The following is a 17751-nucleotide window of genomic DNA, read 5'->3' on the forward strand; positions in this document are numbered from 1 at the left end:
GACTGGAAGGTATCCTTCAAGGCTATCTCATAATTTTCAAACAAAAATACTATGAAGGTAAGAATAAATGTTCTGTACCACTAATTGTTGCTAGTAATTCATTACTATCATCATAAATAAAGGTCAAAGCACCATCAGAACCTCCTGAGCCATAGTGGACATCGTGAAGACCGTCAAAATTGCTGACACTAAATGAAATAGTGTCTTCGCTAGAATAATCCTTAATATTGACAGCATTATCCGAGCTAATACCTTCAAAAGAGCCTAGTCGAGAACTGTCTGCTATTACAAAAGTGTCACTTCCTGCTCCGCCAGTTAAAGTATCATTACTACCTGGAGAGTTATCACCTATCAGATAATCATTTCCAAGACCACCATCAATATAATCTGAGCCACTTATTTCTCTTCCTCCAGAGAGAATATCATGAGCATTTCCTCCAATAACCACATCGTTTTCTTCAGTTCCCAAAATGCGATCGTTATTGTTTTTGTCAGCGTAAAGTACAGCCATTTTTGTTCCAAGTTATTTGCATTTCTTACTTCTTCTGCAAAAAACTATTTAATCGCCAAAATATTTAAAATTACCGATAGTTACTGTTAATTTGTTTTAAACAGAAATACAGATAAATTTTACAAAACCTTCCCAGAGATAAACATAATTACTATGCTTTTACCCCTCGTAAAAGCAAAATGTAAATATATTAAGTCAAGATAAGCAAAATATTCTGACGATCGGCAAATAGTTTCAAATTAACGCTTCCCCAAAAAGCATTAATTTCGCAAAAGTTATGTGAATCTTGAAAAGTACATGAAGCGCAAATTACTTTGATACAAAACAATATAGCCCAAATATGATGCTAATTTGATTTAATAACACAAATATTTTATTGTTGACAAAACAATAAACTTAGTTACTTTAATTTACATACCCCTTAATAAACAAGTACCCGCCAAGAGCATTTACGTTTTCATGGCACAAAGCAAATTCTGTAGATTAGAGATCTAAATAACAGCTTTAACTATGCTAATTCCTAAGTATTCAAAACTGAGCAATCTAGCAATGCTTCTGATTGCTCTACATTAGTCATTTTAACTAATCCAAATATAAGCAAGCCAATAACAAGCAATACACTTATAAGCGATCCCAATATCACCCACTTATCCCAAATCTTAGACAATTTCAATTTATTAAAAACAGCAATGGAATTGTCAATCTGAGACTTAGCCAATTCTAAATCTTTTGTTGTTCTACCAACACCTTCAATCAACGCTTTCATAACCTTTATATTGGTACTTCTTTCGGACTGAAGTTTAGTATTGAGTTTGTTTAACTGTTCAATAGCATTTGTAATCTCTTGTGATGACTCTCGAACACTGTTTTCGACTTCAGTATTGGTTGAGAGAATTTCACCTACAAGCGATTTATGCAAAATACAGATATCATCTACGTTTTTAGAATTAATCTCTCCGACGCTTTGTTTAATGTTTTCTATCTGTAGTTCTTGAGCTTCTTGAACAAGAGCGATCGCTTCATGTAAATCCTTCATACTTTCAGAAACTTGAGCCTTCCAAACCCCCAATAGTTCGCGTAATTCAACAGGAGCAATTTCTAAAAGTACGCGAATCTGACCAGTCAATGCCAGCACTAAAAACATGGGATCGTTCGGCTGGACTCCACAGAGACTGATTACCTCGTAAATTTTAGCCCTTATTTCAGGAGATTCTTTAGCAAGACAAAACTCTAAAATTTCATCCGCTTTATTTCTAGGCAGACTCACAGAGATCTCCTTTGTCGTTAGGTTCTTGCCATGCCCCCGTACTATCAAAAGCAGCATAGGCAGAATTGAGGAAATTTACCACTCTTTGCCGTCCCATAATAGTTAAATCGTGATGCTCTCTAGCATCTCCAAATGTTAGTTGATTTTTGTTGATAAAGTATCGTTCTGCGTATCCCAATTTTGGGAAATCAATCGTTTGAACATTATATTTATTGATTGCAGCTTGAACCTTTTCATCTTTCTCAACCTGCTCCCACTCATCGCAAACTCCAAAATTTCTTACTAAAATATGAGGCATTTTTTCACCATAGTCATCTAAAGATTTGAGAAACAGTTTAATGCTGTGATACTCACCATTAGTGACAAACCATTTTCTAAAGGCTACCCCGTGCTGCTCGCCCAAATCAAACAAGTTGTTATTGTCAAACCATGCTTTTAATGCTTTTTGAACCTGGGAGGGCAAATTAACTATTACAGATCTACGAGTTGCAAATTCAAAAATACGATCTGCTCTGCCAGCCTCTTTTTCATTCTCAGTAAAGAAAGCGTGTTTACAATATTTTCTATATACATTAGACACATCAGGATTAGAGCGATCTGCTTCAACTGCAATAAACTCATAATCACGATCTATCAAACACTGAATCGCAACTTTAGCAACAAGAGTCTTCCCAACTCCTCCTTTTTCTCCCCCAAAGAGGTCAACGAACTTATAGTTCGAGCTATCCATATATTACACTCCATAAATTAACTTAATAGTCGTTGTAGCCACTCAAATCATCGTCATCATCAAAAAGATCGTCATTGGAAAATGTTGAGCCTTGAAGCTTAATAGCCAACGAACTCTGATTCTTGTTTGAAGAATCAGCTTCAAGATTTTCTGACATATATAAGCGATCGCTACCGTCGACTTGACTTGACTCAGGCTGAGACACCGATAATGTCTTTGGCAAAGTATTGCTTGGATGCCTATCGATAAAATTATTCCCGTCCGAATCTGAGTTTGCTTGAAACTCACTATTAATCTTTGTCTTCTCTCCATTTAGCAGTTTTCTATTTGAATCACTGTCTGTTTTAGGACTTTGATTAGATTTAGTTTTTAGATTCTTTTGGGTTCGATTTGTCTGATGATATTTCTTTAGTGTGCTTGGCGAGATTGTTACTTCTGTTTCAGAAATTGCCTGGGCTATATCATCATATTCACAACCATTCGCCAAAGCATCTTCAATCAATGAAAAATGTGTTTTTATCAAAGACTTAAGATAGCCAGGCTGTTTTGATTTTGGCTTAACACTCTTTATTTTTTTCCCTACTAGTTTTTCTAGAGGGCTTTTATAAGTCTTCATCACCGCTTGATACGAGGTTATATACTTGCCTTGTTCATTATTTTGCCAAGTATTTATAATTTTGGATCGTCTACCTTAAAAAGAAGCCATACATAGCACGAAAATATTTGATTGCATAGATACAATCCATTCAGAATTTACAAGCTTGATTTTAGTCCGATTCATTCGTAACTTTTGACCCTCACACCAGACGCACCCACAAAAAAATTTGAGAATGAATTGACTTTATTTCCCGAATAAACATGAAAATTTTTAAGAATGAACCCGTTTGAGAGAATAACTATTAAGAGTTGTTAACCAATCGGCTAAAACTATTTTCTTAATTCTGAGTAAAAACAAAATAGAATTATATTAAGCAAAAAATCATTACTCTACACAATATGGTTTGCACTATAGGTAATCCTTACTCTAAGCTTCAAGACTATGCAGAGGAAAATCTGTATACAAAAGAACAAACAATATTAAACAGCAGATGGTTGGGAAAAGGAGCAAGTAATCTTGGAATAACAGGTTATGTCACTCCTAAAGATTATGAAAAGGCATATCGCGGATTGGACCGTGCTGGTAACTCCCTCCGACAACAACAAGCAAACAAAAAGTCTAGATCGGGAAGAGACCTTACTTTTTCTGCTCCTAAATCTGTATCTTTACTTGCTTTACTCGAACCAAAGGCGGAAATTATCAACGCTCATCATCAGGCAATCAATCGAGCCTTGGAATATGTAGAACAAAACTGTGTTTTTACTAGAATTGGTAAAGGAGGGCGTGAAAAACAACAAACGGATAACATGATTGTTGCTGTTTTTCAGCACTCTGACAGTCGAAATTTTGACCCGAATCTACATAGTCACTGCGTAGTTTTTAATCAAACCCAAGGAAAAGATGGTAAATGGCGTTCTATGGATAACCACCAACTTTATAGTCAAAAGATGACGATTGGAATGGTTTATCGCTATGAATTAGGTCGGCAGCTATCAGAATTAGGACACTCAATAAATTGGAATCAAGATGGAACTTTTGATATTGCAGGATTCAACTCAAAACAATTAAGCCACTTTAGTTCTCGTAGGACAGAAATCATTGACGCTGTGGGAATCGAAAGTAGTGTCAAAGAAAAAGCAAAAGCTTGTATTTCAACACGCAACACGAAGAGATATATCAGCATTGATGAACGAGATACTATACATAAATCTTGGCAGCATAAGTTTGATTCATTGGGTCTTACTGTTCCTCAACCTACTACTCATAGCGATAAGCCCAAAGGCATGGCTTCGCTACGCATATTTGATACCAAAGACCTAGAGCGATCGCGCCAAAAATCTATTGATAATTCTATTCAAACCTTGGATAGTAGAGATGGTAAAACCCGATTTTTAGAACATGAATTACTGAGGGAAATACTCGTACAAGCTCAAGGTCAACATCAACTAGACAAACTTCAACATGATGTAAAACATCACCCAGGTCTAATCGGGACTGAAGATGGGAAACTCACCACAATAGATCTATACAGAAAAGAAAAAATAAGGCTTAGAGAGGCGAAGCAGATAGCATCTAAGACTATAGACAAACCAGATATTTTAGAGCTGGCAACTTTAACTTTTGAGCAGAAAACTAGTCCCTATCAAGATCGAAAAGACTTAAACTCCGATTCTAAGATATTTAATTTTAAAGAGATAAAAGATCCCCACAGTAGAATATCTCAAGCTGTTCAAGAGTATCTGCGTAAAAGCGATCGCCAACAATCTAAGACTGTCATCTTAACTGATACAGAAGAAGATAGATACAAAATAACTTCTAGATTAAGACAAGAATTAATTAAGCAGAATAAGCTTGAGAGTAATGCAATTAGGACAAATATATTGCATTCCAAAAATCTGGATACACGAACCGTTCTTAATATTGAAAATTATCAAATAGGTAATGCAGTAAAATTCGATCGTACTTCTAAGAGATTTAACAATAAAGATCTCTATAAAGTAGTTGAAATAGATCTACAAAATGGAATTTTACATCTTATAGATCGTTTCCATAGTGAGAAAAAACTTCCTCTTCATCGATATAAACATCGTCAAGTCTATCAAGCTCAAAAGCGAGAATTAAGAGTTAATGAGAAGATGCATTTTTTACGCAGTCAATATATAAATGGCAATCAAGTATCTGCTGGTCAGTCATTTACTATTACTAATATTAAAAATAAACAAAGAATTACTATAAAAACTAAAGGAAAACTAAGTATTGTGAAGGCTGATGACTTATTGTTTTCAGAATACAATTATGTTGATACTTTAAAAAAGCATCAAGGTAAAAAAATTGATAGCTGTATTTATCACCCCTCAACAGCTAAATCAAATAAATTATTTAAGCAAGATATATATAAAGTAGCTTCCTATACAAAAAGAGGGCTAACTGTCTATACATCTGATAACTTTTTGCAGCAAAACACCACGATAAAAGCTCAAGTATTGCAACCAAGTATGAAACTTAAAGGAAAATCCGAAGTACAGCATATAGATGAGTCTCAGGCTATTAATAACACTTTATTTGAACTTGCTAGTTCATCAAAATACATAGCACTTAATAGAAAGCTTGACATCTTAAATTCAGCAGATCGACAAGTTTATAATTCTCCAGATGGAATAGTAATTGAAAAGAATTTGCAAAATTTATCGATTTATTATGATGACAAATTAATAAATTTTGATCGAGATTTTAATGTGACTAAAAATGAATTTTCAAATCAAGAAATTCATCAACTAAATCAAAAAGTCAGTGATATTAAACAGCAAAGCGTAGAGCAAAATCAAAATAAACAAATTCAAAAAGATATAGGTCTATCTTTATAAGAAAATGAAAAACACGAATATTAATGTAGAGTTGGATTTTTCTAAACTCTGGATAGCCCTATTTATTCTTTTTGATTTATTACTCTTCATAGGGTATTGGACACTCAAAAACAAAGAAGTCGTTGCATTTTTGATCGAACACCCTATTATTATCTTTCCTTATCTAATTGAAAAAATTGGTGTGGTGAAACTTTTACTAGGAGGTATAACAATTGTTGGCTTTGTTCCCCTTATGATCGCATTACCTTCTACTAAAAAATCGAAAAAGCCTCAAGTGGTTCGAGGAGCAGAAGTAACCGATGGCGATCGCTTTGAAATCATAATGCAGAGTAAATGTATTGAAGAAATTGAGGAACAATTTAAAAAGTCTAACAACAAACTAGGGAAATTAAAAATAAAAACTCTGGCAAAAAAGGTATATGAAAGAAACAAAAAGCAATACATTAAAATTGCTGGCATACCATTGCCCCAAAAACTCGAAAATAGAGGCTTTTTCTTTTTTGGCGATCCAGGTACAGGTAAAAGTCAATCTATCAAGCAAGCACTATCGGTCATAAAAAGTCGTCCTGATGTTAGAGGAATAATCTTTGATCGCAATGGTGAAATGCTCAAGCAGTTTTACGATCCCGATAAAGACTTAATCTATAATCCTTTCGATGCCCGTAGTGTTGATTGGTGCCATACCTATGAAAAGGGAGTCAGACCTGAAACAATGGCAGAAGCTCTAATCCCTCCACCTTTAGCTGGTGCGCCAAATCCTTTTTTCCAAACTGCTGCGGGAGTTGTGGTTGGTGAAATATTTCGTAAAGCCAAAAGTAATCAGCAAGTTTATCAAATGCTTACCAAATCAGATGAAGAAGTCAAAAGTGACTTAGAAGGCACAATAGCTTCTAGATATCTTGCTGACGTAAAACTAGCAAGTTCCGTCGTCTCAACCGCTAACAATTACTGCAAATTTTATCGTTATGTTGGCAACCAAAAAGACTACAAAATTAGTTTCTTTAATTGGGCTTACCAAGATGATCCCCGCTGGATCTTTGTTACCTTGAAAGAAAATGATGCTCCAGTTCTACAACCATTACATAGTATGCTATTCGAGCTTATGTTGAAAGGCTTGTTGTCAAATCAGCATAGAAAACTTAAAACAGCAATAATTATTGACGAACTGGGAGCATTAAACAGATTAGATAGCCTGGGAAGATTACTGAGTGAGAGCCGTAAATTCAAAGGGTGTCCATTTTTAGGGACACAAACTCAAGCACAGATTACTAAAATCTACGGTAGGGAAGAAACCAGTATTTTGCTACAAGGAACATTAATTAAGCTCATGCTTCGCTGTAGCGATCCAGAAACCGCCGATACAATGGCTAAATTAATCGGTAAACGCGAAATACTTAGATATAAGACCAACGAGAGTAAAACTGCTGCTACTTTTAAATCTCCTGCGTCTAAAACTAAATCTACAGTCCAAGACTACAACGAGAGCTTTGCAGTTCTTTCGAGTGAAATTCAAAACCGACATGACTTAGAAGGATACCTTAAAGTAGGAGGCTTAACTTCCAAAGTCCAGGTTACATATCAAAATTTCCCAGATAAGTATCCAGATTTTATTGATATCAATGAATCTACATCCAAAGATTCCAAAATTAAATTTACCAAGCTAGACGATTACGAAGCAGCTTGACTTTTTAATCCTATTGATTTTTTGGATGTCATGGTAAATAACCCCTAAAATTTTAATCTGTCATAATGGCAGATTAAGAAATAGCAATATGTAGTATTTAAAACTATGTATTGCTATACACAACTTTGCTTAAGATAAAGTTACCAAAGATTAGTTACCTGTTCGCCAGAAAACAATTCTGACCATACTGCTATTAATTGCCCAATTGAGCCATAAATAAACCAAGCACTAATGCAGTAAAATACCAAAATGAGAGTTTTAGGAGAAATATTTCTAATAAATCTTCTTATATGTTTCATTTTTATTACTTAAATAGCTGGTGTATAACCTTCTGGAAGCGAACTTTTTTTCTCTTGATACAGTCTAATTGGAGGAGAAGCAAAACGGGAGCGATCTTTACCCTGAACTGGTCTAGCAAAATCCGCAGTTCTCCTAATTTTAGCCAGGGCATCACTAATTTTGCGATCGCTTACAGCAGGCTTGAAGTTTTGTCTTTCCTTAATCAGATATTCAATAAGAATTTCTACCGTCAAATCTATATGAAGATTTTGATAGAAGATTTCATCATGAACCCTTCGCACTGCTTTCCCAAGCTCATCTGGAGAGCAAGATCGATATTGTGAAAATATCCTATACCAATCTTCATCTTTAAATTGCTCGTAAAATCCAGGAAAATGGAGATTTAGATGCACTTTTAAAACTTCGTACATAGCCCCATTATGGAGATTAATATCGAAAAACCAGACATATTCAAAACGCCTGATTAACTCTGGTGGTAACATATCAAGCCTATTGATCGTAGCTACCATAATCGAAGGGCTGGTGTGGTCTTGCATCCAAGAGAGTAAATATCCTGCTTGTTTAGCCATTACTCCCCCTGCACTTCCGCTATTCCAACCAAAGAAGGCTTTTTCAAATTCATCAAAGAAAATTACACAAGCTCCTATACTATCGACAAGTTGGAAAACTAAGTCGATATTTTGTAGTGATTTAGAAAGACTTGAAGATATTAATTCATTCCAATTGCATGAAATTAAAGGTACTTTGAGAATTCTACTTAACATTTTGGCTGTTAATGACTTACCTGTTCCTGGTAGTCCCCACAATAAACATCCTTTGGGTGGTCGTAGTCCTCTTTCATAAGCAGTTGGATGAAACAGCTTTCTAATTTTGTTTAGATCTCGCATCAATAGATCTAAGCCACCAATCGATTCCACATCAGGAGCAGGAGTAATTCGCAATCCCTTGGCAGCTAATTTCGCTGTCTTATAAGCTAAGATGTCATTTTCCGACATCTGTCTTTGATTCAGTAGTTTGATTTCTCCATAAGATAAGCCAATATACTGCGTACAGTCTCTATTAGAATGCTTTTCAGTAGATAAAAAATTCTGAATTTCAGAAACATTGGGTAATTTTACTTTTACCTTGGGAATTATTGAATACAAACTATCGGGAATTGATATCAAGCAATCAGCTAAAATTAACTTAGTTCTAGATAGTGAGTCGAAATACAAATTCTCCAGTTTATAAGTTAATGACTTGTTCGACTCTATTTGCCCAAGTCCCTCAACAACTAACACCCCATCCAATGAAGAAGTAAGTTCTAGAGCTTCTGCTTCGCTGCTGATAACGTAGTCTGGTAAAACTTCAAGCCTATTCTCGGTAAACCATTGTAAGTACTTATAACCCTGATTCCAGAAATAAACTCGATCGTCAGGATAATGCTCGGCTATTTCTTTCAGAACAAAATTGCGATCGCATATTGAAAATTCAATCGCAGCAATTTTAGAACTAAAAATTTTTTTCCAGTTAATAATATCCATACTTGAGGATGTAATTTTCAATCCTAGTTTAAAAAAACTAAAGCTTATTCTTTGTGAGTCAAACTTTCTGTGGACTGACAAGCCATATCACTCAATTGACCGCCTATCAATATTAGAGATGAATTAGCTTTTACATCCTTCTCACGAGCAATTTGTTCTGAGAGACTGTTGATTTTAAATTTGGCTTGGTTCAACTTATCTGAAAAAAGTTTCAAAGATCTGTAATAAACATGACTGAGAATAGACGAATCTACATCATTTAAGTTGAATACTTCTACAATTTCGGCTAAAAAAATCAGATCGAGTATTCGCTTATTCAATTTATAGTTGGGGTCTTGTTTCAGTTTTTCAATAACTTGCCCGCAAAAGGTATTTTTGTCATATCTAATATATAAAACACCAGGATCTATTTGATTTTGAACATTAGGTTCAATTTTCTTTTTTGGCATTATTTCAGAAGTGAAGCTAGAAATATTTGAAGGAAAGACTTTAATATTTACGAACTAGTAAAAATATTCTCTTATTAGCTATTTTTAGCTCGCAAGCACTTTCTAAATTGTCAACCTTGATAGATAGGATTGACAATTCTGCTGACTGTGCATATTGATTCTAAATTAAATTACCTAATAATAGCGCATTTATTGTAAACAAATATTACAACAATAAAAGCTTAAAATGCTAGCATTTTCATAATTTTTCTAGCGTGTAACAAGTTTTCCTTAACAAAAACACACAAACTATAACTATAATACTTTTGCTTAAACTATCAATATGCGTTCTTTTTAAACGATTATAAATTTTCTGTGAATAATAAAGAAAATATAAAAAGTGCTAGCATTCACAAAAAATTTTACGCCTTGTATATCAATTCAGGATGTTTTAAAAGTTATGTATGTGAATCGAATATGTACTAGCTTTATTACCTTGTAAATCTAAGAATGGAAAGTACAATCCCAAATACTACTTTCTGCCCAGACGAAATTTTCAAAAGACTAGACACCTATATTACTCAAGTGCAAATTCTTGATAATATTCAAGTTTCAAATCCCCGAAAAATTTTGTCTCGAACATTAGGTTTAATATCTCTTTCAGAAAAAGTCGGACAAAAAAAAATTGAGATTACCAAAGATGGACTAACCTTATATTGTGCAAAAAAGGCTCGTGATTGGACAATTGTTGAGAATCAGCTTAATCGTGAGCAAATTTCAGTTATTGAGAACTTACCTCAAACTAAAGAACAAATTTTCCTTGAGTTCTATAGTCGTAAGTTAACTCACAAGCTGAAAGAAATTTTTCAACTTAAAAACTATCCAATCGATCGGGCTATTAGCCTAAATCATGCTCAAGTTCCTTATGAGTTTCTTATTTCTCATGAATCAACAACAAACAAAATAATTTTTGTAGGAACTAATCTTGAGAACGATATAGTTTTCAAGTCGTCTTTTTATAAAAATGCTCAAGTCCAGGTTATTACTAATAATCTATCTCTTGAACATATAAATCAATTATGCTGCTTTAACTCTTAATATGTTTCCTACTAACATACATAAATTAAAGCAGCAAAGTTAATTTCTTTTTTTGTCAGCAGTTTTTTTGCAGAGAGATGTTGATAGCTGAATCTTATCACTAGATTCCTTACCTAATTACACCTTTCTAATCACATAAAAAGATCAACTGATGGCAAATTCAAATCATCCACTCGGTCTTAACCAACTGTCACGAAGGCAGGCTGCGTCATCCTATGGCGGAGTCTCATCAGGGGGAATCGAGATAATCTGTAACTCGAAATACTTAACCTACAAAAACCTTCAAATTTCTACAATCCAGTCGTTAGTAATTATTGCCACGGCTTTAGTTTACTACTGTAATAACAACCTTCAATTCCTACAGAATAATATCCAGTTTGGGCTAATTATTTTACCTATTGGAGCTGTTGCTTTACTATTTACGTATTTTTCCCTTGGAAAAAAAATAAAGCCCAAAGCACTGCATTTCCTAATCATTTTGTCTACCATAGCATTTGTCTTTAATTATGAGGCAACTGTTCACGCTCAAATTTTAGATGGAATCGATGGGGCATTAGGTGATGTAGGAACAGCAGCAGGAGGAAGCATTGCAGCCACAATATTAGATGCTGTGATCGATTTAATTCGGATTGCTGTCTATGTCGTCGTTGCTGGTGCTGTCATTGCAGCAATAGCATTTGGAGTTATTCAAGCTCAATGGCAAGCTCCCGTTTTAGTTGTAGGAACAATTATAGCGATTGGACTATTTCTAGAGCTTATGGGAGTTGTCGTTTTCGGATAATTGTTAATGAGAAAAGATAAAGACTTCGATCGCGAAATACTAGAACAGTCAATAAGTACCATTCAGGCTTTAGGTGAAAAATCTAAAATAGCTATTATCCCCAGGGAATATTTATTACCTTGGCTTATTATTACCACCATTAGCTACGTGGTAATTTTTAAACCTTTACAGTTTTTTCTGGGGCTGGGGTATTTTTGGCTTCTGGTAATTATTATCTGGTTTTGTACTGCTTGGGCTTTAATAGCTGGACGAAAGAGCCACAATTTTACTGATGAGTTCTATCCACTGCCCGAAGACAACTGGATTGATGTACCGCAAACCTTCATCCCTGCCACAGACAAAATGTTTCCTAAGCTAGTAACCAAAAAAATCAAACTACCAGAAGAACAAGACTCGACTGGAAAATCTCATAAGTACATTCCATTTCAAAATGAATCGGAACTACATGGCAATATGAGAGTAAGTATTGCAGGGCAAGACTTTGTGAGTATTTTGCGCTGTAATAAAGATTTAGAATGGTCTGCTTCAGTACCTTTTAACTTGGTAGGGTTACATCCTCAGTTAGAAGATTCAGAAATTATTAATCAATCACAAGCAATTACTAATGCCCTAAAGGATATTCCTCAAGGAGAATCTATTTGCTTTGTGTTCGGTTGTCGTTCTCATTGTGATAAAAGAAAGCGTCAGTTGACGGATTTGATTAATGAGAAATTTCCCATTATGGGAATTATGCTTGAATCTGAAAAACTAAAAATCGAGGAAATTACCCAAAAAGGTCTGCGACAGGAATGGCATCACTATGCCATAGTTAACTGGAGTCAGAAGAACCAAGACATCCGTCAAAATTCAGATACGATCTCAGTCTTTATCAACTTAAGTAAAAATTTCTTTGCCAAGTATTTCCGTAAAATGGTGGGTACGGAAAACAATTACTGGAGAAGAATTTATATCACTCTTGGTAGAGATATCTACAGTAACTCCTTCCTGCCTTGGAAAATACGCTTAGAAAGTAAAGGAAAGCTACTTTTATCAAGTCTAAATCATCTGCAAGCTTATGAGCTATTGGCAAACAGGTTCAATAATCATATTACTAGAGATTTAGAACCTGATATTCCTCAAAAAATTAATGTTAGTGATATCTCTGGAAAATTAAAACATAGAGTAGTCATTAACAATCCTTACAGTCCCAAAGATTTGCTATCCAAGCTAATCGAAGGAGATGAAGGAGTATCTAACTGTCCAAATCATGATTCTCGTCGCGATCGCATTAGAATTAGAAACGATTTGGTTGCAGTTTTAAAATTAGTATATCCTCCTGAAAAAGTTCAATTTAGTCAGCAGCCTTATTGGGTATGGGATCGAATTAAACATCCTTCGGTTCGTGACACAGACGTTTTTTTAGAAATTACACCTGGAAATGTCGAAGACAGTCGAACTAATCTAAAAAGATTAGTTCGACAAAGTAGCTATGCCAACAAGTATGCAGCAGATAAAGGAAACATAATAGATGTCGATGCTGACCAACTAAGCGATGAGGCAATTGAAGCCCAAAGGCGTTTAAAAGCAGGAGCGCAGCCATTACTTGTTTCTTTTACTATTCATGTTTATCGACAGAGTGACATTGAGCTAGACATTGCCTGCCAAAGACTAATCGAACTATTTGCTCCAGCAAAGTTAGTTCGTGAAGATAAAGTATGCTGGAAAAGGTGGATGGAAAGTCTACCTATTAACAACCACAAAATTCTTACCTCTTCTCAAGTATTTAGCGAACCCAGGATAACTATGGATACAGAGAGTATCCGTAGCTTACTGCCTCTAATCCGTCCAAGAGATATTCATTTTTCAGGAGTTGAATTTATCAATACTGAGGGTGGATATCCTATTTATATCAATATTGTCGAAGAATGTCTTCGTGGAATTATTACTGGAGGAACTGGTTCGGGTAAAACCGTCATGGCATTTTCCCACATTAAGCAGGCTCTAGCTCGTGAAGATCGAGCTTGTGTGGGTTTTGATATGAGCAATGAAGGAGAAGGAACATTAAAGCCCATCATGGAGCTATTAGGAGAACAAGGAGCTTACATCAATTTAATCGATGAAAGTTTCAATATTCTTCAACCCCCTGACTTGAGAAAACATAATCCTGATGTTCAATCAAGAAGATTCAAGATTTGGCTTGAATCAAGAAAGAAAATAATTACCGCTTTCGCTGTAGGTTCAAATCCTAACGATGACATCAACACCGACATAATTTCGGCAATTGTTACTCTGGCTCTAGAAGTATTCTTTTCTGATATAGAAATTGTTAGACGATACAATGCAGCCCTGGAAAATGGCTGGAAATCCCCTGAATGGCAGAACATTCCAATACTAGAAGACTTCTTATTTTTCTGTTCCAAAGACAAATTAGATCTATCAGATTTTGGCTCGCAGCAGGGAGAAGCTTTGGATATAATTGTTACTAATATCAGTGCAAAGTTAGTAGATCCCAATATTGGTGACTGTATTTCCAAACCCAGTACAGTTTCACCCCATGCCAGATTACAATTTTTTGGACTATCAGGACTTAGTGATGATAATAATGCTTATGTGTTAAGCCTTGTAGCTCATGGTGCTTGCTTAAATGCTTCTCTAGAATACGAAAAAAATTTGGTAATAATTGATGAGTGTCCTGCGCTTTTTAGAAAACCAGGGTTTACCGAATTAGTTGGGATGCAATTTTCTCTAGGTAGAAAGGAAGGAACAAGCGTATTGCTAATCGGACAAAACATTGAGGCTATTACTCAATGTGAAAATTCTTCGCAGATTATCCGAAATACTGATTTTCATTTTATCGGTAAAATTTCTAGCGATGGAATCGAACACTACTCCAAAGTCTTACATATTCCTGCAAGGGACTTACGTCAAAATGCAGGCGATACTTTTGGCATTGACAAAAACATGGGCTGTTCGTATTGGTTAATTAAATATCTTGATAAGCATTGGATTACCGCTTTCTATCCTTCAATCTACGAACTAGCTGGATTAGCTAACTCTCCTGATGAAAAGAGAGAACGACAAACAATTATGAATAAATATCCCAATAGTCAAAAGGGAAAATGTCTTGGTTTGGCTGAATATGCCAGCATCTATTAAATTTTGAAAAATGGATAAATTAAAATCTTCTCTCAGCATACTTTTAACCACTTTTGCTTTACAGGTTTCTTTTATTGAAGTAGCAAAAGCTCAAATTTCTACTGGTGGTTTCTCTGGTGGTACTTTTAACTTTCCTGTTGATGGTTCTGGTTCTGGTGGCTTGGGTGGTCTTGGTGACTTAAATGGTTCTAGTAATTCTGGCGGAATCTCTACTGGTGGTTTCTCTGGTGGCACTTTTAACTTTCCTGTTGATGGAATTTCGGGCATTGGTAATTTTAGTGGTCTTGGCGACCTTCTTCCAGAACCAATTGCCGATTTATTTAGGGACATTGCTAACATCGTTGGACAGGTCAATACCTTCTTATCTGAACTAGGAATAGAAGTGAACCTTGGTGAATTAGGCTTACCCGATATAGAACAGGCAATCGAACTATTTGAACAAGATAACCAAATTGACATTGCTAGTGATGTATTTGGTACACAAACGGGAAGTACAGTCATCAATGATGATTCCTTACGCAAGCAATATCTAAAAGATTTGGGAAATGAATATGCTCAAAACTCCACTCTTTCAGAAGAAGGACAGCAAAACACTGCCGAACAAATAGAACTTAGTCAAGAAACTGCTGAAATTAGCAACCAATACGCCCAAGACAGTAACGGACAAGATGTTTCTCAAAATATCTTACGTAATATTTCTAATCAAATTGCTTTGCAGCAGCAGCTTGATAATATGAGCTACTTTGGACAGCAAGAAGACAAGATTTCTCGTTCCTTAATGCTAGCTATCCAGGGTGAAAGCGTTGTGGCTTTGGATAAATTAACCACAACTAGAGATCGCGAAGCAATCAGTATTTTGAAAGCTGGCACATATCATCAAGGGTTGTTGTCAATTCCTGCCCAACATCTATTAACATCCAATTGAGAATAGCCAATATGAGTGATTTGAGCCTACTTGCTCAGGTAGCGACTGGAAATGAATTAAGTCTGAACATTTTAGAAAGATCCCTAAATTTTTATCAGGAAACGGGTGCTGCTTGGGATCGTATATGGGATTTAGTAGTTAACCCTACTCAGCCTTTGTGGGTTGCTGCGATCGCCATCGCGAAATTCATTTTTGGCTTTTCATTACTTTTCTATACATACGTAGTTTTGAGCAGACTAAGTAACATCACTACTTCTAAACCAGTTTTAGATCAAATGCCCCTACCCCTAACTGTAGCTTTTCTATTTGCAGGAAATGGTCTAATGCTATCTAATTTAGTACTGGGGATCAGAGAAATTTTTCAGTATTTCATTGTATTAGCTCTGCAAATACAAATTGCAGGCATTAGTGTAAACCAAGCTTTGCAAGATATTCAAAGCACCGCGATCGCTAATAATAGGGCGCGAGTAATTTTTGCAGACTGCTTATCCCAAACTGGTTTGCAGTTAAATGATTGCGTCAACGATCCCGTAAAAATTGAACAAGCCCAAGAATTACTCAATGGATCGGGAAATATATTAAATGGCAATGCTCTTGAAGCAATATTGAATGCAGTAGTATCAGCAGGGACAACCATAATAGATGGTGCTACTGCTTTTATTGGTAGTGCAGTTTCAACTGTGCTAGCTACTCCAATGATTGTTTTTATCCAGATAATACTATTAGTTATTCAACACGCCTTTATTAACTTGGTCGAAGCAACAGCTTTATTAACTGCTATTAGTGCGCCAATTTTTCTGGGCTTTTCCTTGTACACCTCTAATGCACCCATATTTGCTCTCTGGCTGACCAGTTTTATGGGCTTATATTTTATCCAATTGAGCTATGTATTTTTAATTGGCTTTTATGGAATAGTCATCTCGCAGTTAGATCAAGCTGGCGTAGCAGTTGGCACAATCGTCTTAGATATTGCTTTTCTATTTTACGTCGCGCTTTTTGCTCCAATAGTCGCTGTAGGAATTTCTCTAGGAGGAGGAGTAAAACTGTACGAACAAATAGCAAGCAACATTGAAAGAGCAGCAACTTTAATTATTGCCACCCTATAAATTAGTATTATTAAGTATTACAGATAAAATGGCTATTTCATTCGATAAAAAATCAGCAGAAAAAGAGTTAGAGCATAAAGAAAGTTTAGTTGAAGCAAAAGATAGTAATAAAGTAATTATTATCTTTTTTATATTAGCAATAGGTCTTCTATTTTCAGCGATCGCAAATTTAGGTTTTGTCTACCTTTCTTTACATCTAGGTACAAGAGAGAAAATTTTTGTCACTCGCCAGGGTGAGGTGGAAATAGCACAAGAGAAAGACCCAAACTTTCGCAGCGATCGAGTAATTGAAGAAACTGTATCAAACTGGCTATACCTTACTCATGAATGGGACTCTTCTATTCCTAATAGCGCAGCTAAAGATCCTGGAGTACAGCTTAAAAGTGAAACTAACAATAAATATTTTAAAGTACCAACCAAAACTTACACTGCTTCTTATTTACTAGAAGTTGGCTTTAGAAAACAGTTTTTAGAAGAAATTTCCAAACAAATTCCCTCTAGTTTTTATCATGGTAAAATATCTAGCGATTTAAAAATTTATCATATTGGAAATACAGAAAGAATAGATGATAATCTCTATCGAGTTAGAGTAATAATGACTCGTACTGAAAAGAGCGATACCGCAGAGATACAAGAAACCCAAATAAACCAAATAGTTTATCTACAGGCAACAAAACCTTATAGATTAGTTCTAGGAAATAAAGAACCAAGTGCTTTTAGAAAACAGCTAAATCAGCTTCTTAAAAATGGCTTAATTATATATAAAGTCTCTCCAGAAGTTCCGAAATCATAAAATATTAG

The 17751-nt window shown here is 35.2% G+C and carries 15 protein-coding genes; 8 read left to right on the forward strand and 7 right to left on the reverse strand.

What is annotated here, in order from left to right; genetic code table 11:
- Positions 1-49: 49 nt before the first annotated feature.
- The 4 genes from I4641_RS02405 to I4641_RS02420 all read right to left on the reverse strand — a co-directional run bounded on the left by I4641_RS02405 (position 50) and on the right by I4641_RS02420 (position 3124).
- Entirely contained in the window at positions 50-511 is a 462-nt protein-coding gene (locus I4641_RS02405; protein ID WP_229638830.1) for a calcium-binding protein, read from the reverse strand.
- 520 nt (positions 512-1031) lie between these two features.
- Positions 1032-1835, reverse strand: coding sequence for a DUF6753 family protein (locus tag I4641_RS02410; RefSeq protein ID WP_229638831.1), 804 nt, complete (start codon positions 1833-1835; stop codon positions 1032-1034).
- Positions 1765-2508: a P-loop NTPase family protein gene (locus I4641_RS02415; RefSeq protein ID WP_229638832.1), complete on the reverse strand. Its 744-nt coding sequence runs from the start codon at positions 2506-2508 to the stop codon at positions 1765-1767. The genes I4641_RS02410 and I4641_RS02415 overlap by 71 nt, the downstream gene beginning before the upstream one ends.
- 22 nt (positions 2509-2530) lie before the next feature.
- On the reverse strand, positions 2531-3124 hold the full coding sequence (locus I4641_RS02420) for a hypothetical protein (RefSeq protein WP_229638833.1): 594 nt from the start codon (positions 3122-3124) through the stop codon (positions 2531-2533).
- Positions 3125-3504: 380 nt separating this feature from the next.
- Between I4641_RS02420 and mobF the strand changes: the two genes are divergently transcribed.
- Together mobF and I4641_RS02430 are read left to right on the forward strand one after the other, a co-directional pair.
- Positions 3505-5970 (forward strand): MobF family relaxase, encoded by a 2466-nt coding sequence (gene mobF, locus I4641_RS02425; protein ID WP_263858098.1) that lies wholly within the window; start codon positions 3505-3507, stop codon positions 5968-5970.
- A gap of 4 nt (positions 5971-5974) precedes the next feature.
- A complete protein-coding gene (locus tag I4641_RS02430) occupies positions 5975-7654 on the forward strand; it encodes a type IV secretion system DNA-binding domain-containing protein (protein WP_229638835.1) in 1680 nt (559 codons plus the stop codon).
- 140 nt (positions 7655-7794) lie between these two features.
- Here I4641_RS02430 and I4641_RS02435 read toward each other — a convergent pair whose 3' ends face one another.
- Genes I4641_RS02435 through I4641_RS02445 form a run of 3 tightly spaced genes read right to left on the reverse strand, consistent with a single transcriptional unit; the run spans position 7795 to position 9926 of the window.
- Positions 7795-7953 (reverse strand): hypothetical protein, encoded by a 159-nt coding sequence (locus tag I4641_RS02435; protein WP_229638836.1) that lies wholly within the window; start codon positions 7951-7953, stop codon positions 7795-7797.
- 9 nt (positions 7954-7962) lie between these two features.
- The gene (locus tag I4641_RS02440; protein ID WP_229638837.1) at positions 7963-9477 is read right to left on the reverse strand and encodes an ATP-binding protein; all 1515 of its coding nucleotides are present in this window, start codon (positions 9475-9477) and stop codon (positions 7963-7965) included.
- A gap of 44 nt (positions 9478-9521) precedes the next feature.
- Positions 9522-9926 carry a hypothetical protein gene (locus I4641_RS02445; RefSeq protein ID WP_229638838.1) on the reverse strand — a complete coding sequence of 135 codons (405 nt, stop codon included), beginning with the start codon at positions 9924-9926 and terminating at the stop codon, positions 9522-9524.
- A 489-nt stretch (positions 9927-10415) separates the two neighbouring features.
- Between I4641_RS02445 and I4641_RS02450 the strand changes: the two genes are divergently transcribed.
- From I4641_RS02450 to I4641_RS02475, 6 genes are all read left to right on the forward strand, one after another.
- Positions 10416-11003 (forward strand): hypothetical protein, encoded by a 588-nt coding sequence (locus I4641_RS02450; RefSeq protein WP_229638839.1) that lies wholly within the window; start codon positions 10416-10418, stop codon positions 11001-11003.
- Positions 11004-11481: 478 nt separating this feature from the next.
- Positions 11482-11784 carry a hypothetical protein gene (locus I4641_RS02455; RefSeq protein ID WP_229638840.1) on the forward strand — a complete coding sequence of 101 codons (303 nt, stop codon included), beginning with the start codon at positions 11482-11484 and terminating at the stop codon, positions 11782-11784.
- Between the two features lie 6 nt (positions 11785-11790).
- Positions 11791-14919, forward strand: coding sequence for a putative type IV secretion/conjugal transfer ATPase (locus tag I4641_RS02460; protein WP_229638841.1), 3129 nt, complete (start codon positions 11791-11793; stop codon positions 14917-14919).
- A 10-nt stretch (positions 14920-14929) separates the two neighbouring features.
- Positions 14930-15844 carry a hypothetical protein gene (locus I4641_RS02465; protein ID WP_229638842.1) on the forward strand — a complete coding sequence of 305 codons (915 nt, stop codon included), beginning with the start codon at positions 14930-14932 and terminating at the stop codon, positions 15842-15844.
- 11 nt (positions 15845-15855) lie between these two features.
- Positions 15856-16950, forward strand: coding sequence for a hypothetical protein (locus I4641_RS02470; protein WP_229638843.1), 1095 nt, complete (start codon positions 15856-15858; stop codon positions 16948-16950).
- Between the two features lie 28 nt (positions 16951-16978).
- Positions 16979-17743, forward strand: coding sequence for a hypothetical protein (locus I4641_RS02475; RefSeq protein ID WP_229638844.1), 765 nt, complete (start codon positions 16979-16981; stop codon positions 17741-17743).
- Positions 17744-17751: the final 8 nt, after the last annotated feature.

Origin of the sequence: Waterburya agarophytonicola KI4 (genome assembly GCF_020640915.1) — a bacterium.
Taxonomy (GTDB): Bacteria; Cyanobacteriota; Cyanobacteriia; order Cyanobacteriales; family Xenococcaceae; genus Waterburya; species Waterburya agarophytonicola.